Annotated in this window: 4 protein-coding genes; all 4 read left to right on the plus strand. The window is 75.6% G+C overall.

Going from position 1 to position 3,803, the window contains the following annotated elements:
* A partial coding sequence (locus D0D15_RS35415) for a DUF7847 domain-containing protein (RefSeq protein ID WP_244215016.1) occupies positions 1–920 on the plus strand: 920 nt, incomplete at its 5' end.
* On the plus strand, positions 917–1,546 hold the full coding sequence (locus D0D15_RS35420; protein WP_094006806.1) for a DUF4129 domain-containing protein: 630 nt from the start codon (positions 917–919) through the stop codon (positions 1,544–1,546). The genes D0D15_RS35415 and D0D15_RS35420, both read left to right, overlap by 4 nt.
* Complete coding sequence (locus D0D15_RS35425) at positions 1,543–2,661, plus strand: DUF4350 domain-containing protein (RefSeq protein WP_115945089.1); 1,119 nt, start codon at positions 1,543–1,545, stop codon at positions 2,659–2,661. The genes D0D15_RS35420 and D0D15_RS35425 overlap by 4 nt, the downstream gene beginning before the upstream one ends.
* Positions 2,658–3,626: an AAA family ATPase gene (locus D0D15_RS35430; RefSeq protein ID WP_115945090.1), complete on the plus strand. Its 969-nt coding sequence runs from the start codon at positions 2,658–2,660 to the stop codon at positions 3,624–3,626. The genes D0D15_RS35425 and D0D15_RS35430 overlap by 4 nt, the downstream gene beginning before the upstream one ends.
* Positions 3,627–3,803: the final 177 nt, after the last annotated feature.

Raw genomic sequence — 3,803 nt, forward strand, 5'->3', positions numbered from 1 at the left:
CCCCACCGCCGCCGGGCGCGCCCTACCAGCAGCAGGGCTGGGGGCCGCGGCCCGGCTACGGCAAGCCCGGCGTGATCCCGCTGCGCCCGCTGTCGGTCGGCGAGATCCTCGACGGCGCCATCACGACCATGCGCCGCCACCCGGCGCTCGTGTTCGGCTCGTCGGCCGTGGTCGCGGTGATCGGCGCGGTGCTGCAGCTGCTCGCCAGCCGCTACCTGCTGCCGGACTTCCAGACGCTGCAGAACCTCGGCCCCGCGGCCACCGACCAGCAGATCCAGGACGCCGCACTGGAGGCGCTGGGGGACACCGCCGCGGTCCTCGGCGTCTCGGTGATCATCACCGTGCTGACGCAGACCTTCCTGTCCGGCTTCCTGACCGTGGTCATCGGCAAGGCCGTGCTGGGCAGGCCGGTCACGTTCGCCGAGGCCATGGCCGAGGCCCGGCCGCGGTTCCTGCCGCTGCTCGGGGCCACGATCATCTACGTCATCGCGGTCGGCGTCGGCTCGCTGCTGTGCCTGGTCCCGGGCATCTGGCTCTACACCTTGCTCGGCCTCACCACGCCCGCGCTGGTGCTGGAGCGCGCGGGCGTGGGGCAGTCGCTGAAGCGCTCCGCGAGCCTCGTGTCCGGCTCGTGGTGGCGCTGCTTCGGCGTCCTGGTGCTGGCCGGGCTGATCGCCTCCGTGCTGGCGTACCTGATCGACATCCCGTTCAGCCTCGCCGCGGGCGGCACCGACGCGCTGACCGGTGAGGCCGTGCCGTCCGGCTGGGGCGCGCTGCTGATCATCGCCGTGGGACAGGTCATCTCGCAGACCATCGTCGCGCCGTTCGCCGCGAACGCCACCGCCCTGCTCTACATCGACCAGCGCATGCGCAAGGAGGGCATGGACCTCCAGCTGGCGCGGGCGGCGGGCACGGCTTGATCCGGCTCGCCGACGTCCCGGTCGTCGTCGACGCCGACGACGCGCGCCGCGCGGCCGAGGCCGAGCTGTCCGACCCCGCCTACGCGCTGGCGCAGCCGAGCTGGTTCGACCGTGCCATCGGCTGGCTCGCCGAACGCCTCGCCGACCTGTTCACCAGTGCGGCGAACGTGGTGCCGGGCGGCGGGTTCGGGGTGCTCGTGCTGATCGCGGTGCTGGTGCTGGTGATCGTGGTGGTGCGGCTGCGGGTCGGGCCGCTCGCCCGGTCCGCGCGCCGCCCGGGCGTGGTCTTCGCGGACCGCACGCGCACCGCCCAGGACTACCGGGACGCGGCCGAGCAGGCGTTCGCGGCCGGCGACCCCGGTGCCGCGGTGCGCGACCGTTTCCGCGCCGTGGTCCGGGCCCTGGAGGAACGCGGTGTGCTCGACGAACGCGCCGGGCGCACGGCGGACGAGGCCGCGCGCGAAGCCGGCGCACGCCTGCCCGCGGCCCGGGACGCCCTGCGGCAGGGCGCCGAGCTGTTCGACGCCGTGCACTACGGCGGCCGCCCGGCCACCGCCGACGACTACCACCGCCTGGCCGGCCTCGACGAGCTGGTCCGCCGCAGCCGTCCCGAGGTGCCGGCGTGACCAGTGTCGCTCCCGACGCCCGCCGGATCTGGCGGGCGGCCCGCGCTCCAGTGGTGATCGCGGTGATCGTGCTCGTCGGCGCGGTGGTCGTGCTGCTCGGCTCGGCCGGGCAGCAACGCGGGTCGCTCGACCCCGAGTCCGTCCAGCCCGGCGGATCCCGTGCGCTGGCGCGGCTGCTCGACCAGCAGGGCGTGCGGATCGTTCCCGCGCGGACCTACGCCGAGGCCGAAGCCGCGCTGCGAGGCGAAACGACGCTCCTCGTGACCGGTCCGGACCTGGTCGAACCGGGCCGCCTCGCGGCGCTGCGGTCCCGGGCGACGGACGCGGTGCTGGTCGGCCCCGGCGATCCGGTCCTGGACATCCTGGTGCCCGGGGTGGTCGTCAGCGGCGAGGTCGAGCCGTCGGCGCGCGAACCCGGGTGCACGGTCGCCGGCGCGGTCGCCGCGGGCAACGCCGTGCTGGGCGGCTTCACCTACGAGGCGCACGGCCGGGCCCGCGGCTGCTACGACGGCACGCTGCTGCAACTGCCCGGCGACCGCGGCACCACCACGATCCTGGGCGACGGCTCGCCGCTGACCAACGACCGCCTCGACGAGGCGGGCGACGCGGCGCTGACCATGCGCCTGCTCGGCCGCCACGCCACGCTGGTCTGGTACGTGCCCACGCCGGGCGACACCGGCGCCGGGCTCGGGGCGCGGTCGTTCACCGATCTGATCCCGCGCCCGTGGCTGTTCGGCGCGATCCAGCTCGGTGTCGCCGCGGTGTTGTTCGCGCTGTGGCGGGCGCGGCGGCTCGGGCCGGTCGTGACCGAACGGCTGCCGGTCGTCGTGCGCGCCGCCGAAACGACCGAGGGCCGCGCCCGGCTCTACCGCCGCGCGGGCGCGGCCGATCACGCCGCGGCTACGCTGCGGCAGGCGGCGATCGACCGGATGCGGCCGCTGCTCGGCCTCGGCGCGGGGGCGGAACCGGCGGCCGTGGTCGCCGCGGCCGCGGCCCGCGCCCGACGGCCCGCCGCGGCCGTCGGGGAGCTTCTGTACGGTCCCGCGCCGGGGGACGACGCCGGTCTGGTCCGCCTCGCCGACGAGCTGGACCGCATCGAGAGGGAGATCAGTTGACCAGCACGGACACCACTTCGGACGCCCGGAACGCGTTGGTCGCGTTGCGCGCCGAGGTCGGGAAGGCGGTGGTCGGCAACGACGCCGCGGTCACCGGGCTCATCATCGCGCTGCTGTGCCGCGGCCACGTGCTCGTCGAGGGCGTGCCGGGGGTGGCGAAGACGCTGCTCGTGCGGGCACTGGCGACGGCGCTGGACCTGGGCACCACGCGCATCCAGTTCACGCCCGACCTGATGCCCGGCGACGTCACCGGCTCGATCGTCTACGACTCGCGCTCGGCCGAGTTCTCCTTCCGCGAGGGCCCGGTGTTCACGAACCTGCTGCTCGCCGACGAGATCAACCGCACCCCGCCGAAGACGCAGTCCGCGCTGCTGGAGGCGATGGAGGAGCGGCAGGTGTCGGTGGACGGGCGGCCGCGGCCGCTGCCGGACCCGTTCATCGTCATCGCCACCCAGAACCCGGTCGAGTACGAGGGCACCTACCCGCTGCCGGAGGCGCAGCTGGACCGGTTCCTGCTCAAGCTCACCGTGCCGCTGCCCGCGCGCGAGGACGAGATCGGCGTGCTGGCCCGGCACGCGCAGGGGTTCGACCCGCGTGACCTGTCCGCGGCCGGGGTGCGTCCCGTCGCGGGCGCGGACCAGCTCGCGGTGGCGCGCGCCGTGGCCGCCGGGGTGACGGTCGGACCGGAGGTGCTCGGCTACATCGTCGACCTGTGCCGCGCCACGCGGGCGATGCCGTCGGTGCGGCTCGGGGTGTCCCCGCGCGGCGCCACCGCGTTGCTCGCCGCGACGCGGGCGTGGGCCTGGCTGTCCGGGCGGGCGTTTGCGACCCCGGACGACGTGAAAGCGCTTGCGCGGCCCGCGCTGCGGCACCGGCTGAACCTGCGGCCGGAGGCCGAGCTGGAGGGCGCGACCGCGGACGGCGTGATCGAACGCGTGCTGGCCACCGTTCCCGTCCCGCGCTGACATGGCGATCACCGGCCGGGCCGGCCTGCTGGCGCTCGTGGGCATCGTCGTGGTGGCGCTCGGGGTGCCGTCGTGGACGGGTGTGCTCGCGGTGCTCGGCGTGATCGCGCTCGGTGTCGTCGTGGATCTGCTGCTCGCGGCTTCGGTGCGGGGGCTGGGGTTCGCGCGGTCCGGGGC

The sequence above is a fragment of the Amycolatopsis thermalba genome (genome assembly GCF_003385215.1).
Taxonomy (GTDB): Bacteria; Actinomycetota; Actinomycetes; order Mycobacteriales; family Pseudonocardiaceae; genus Amycolatopsis_E; species Amycolatopsis_E thermalba.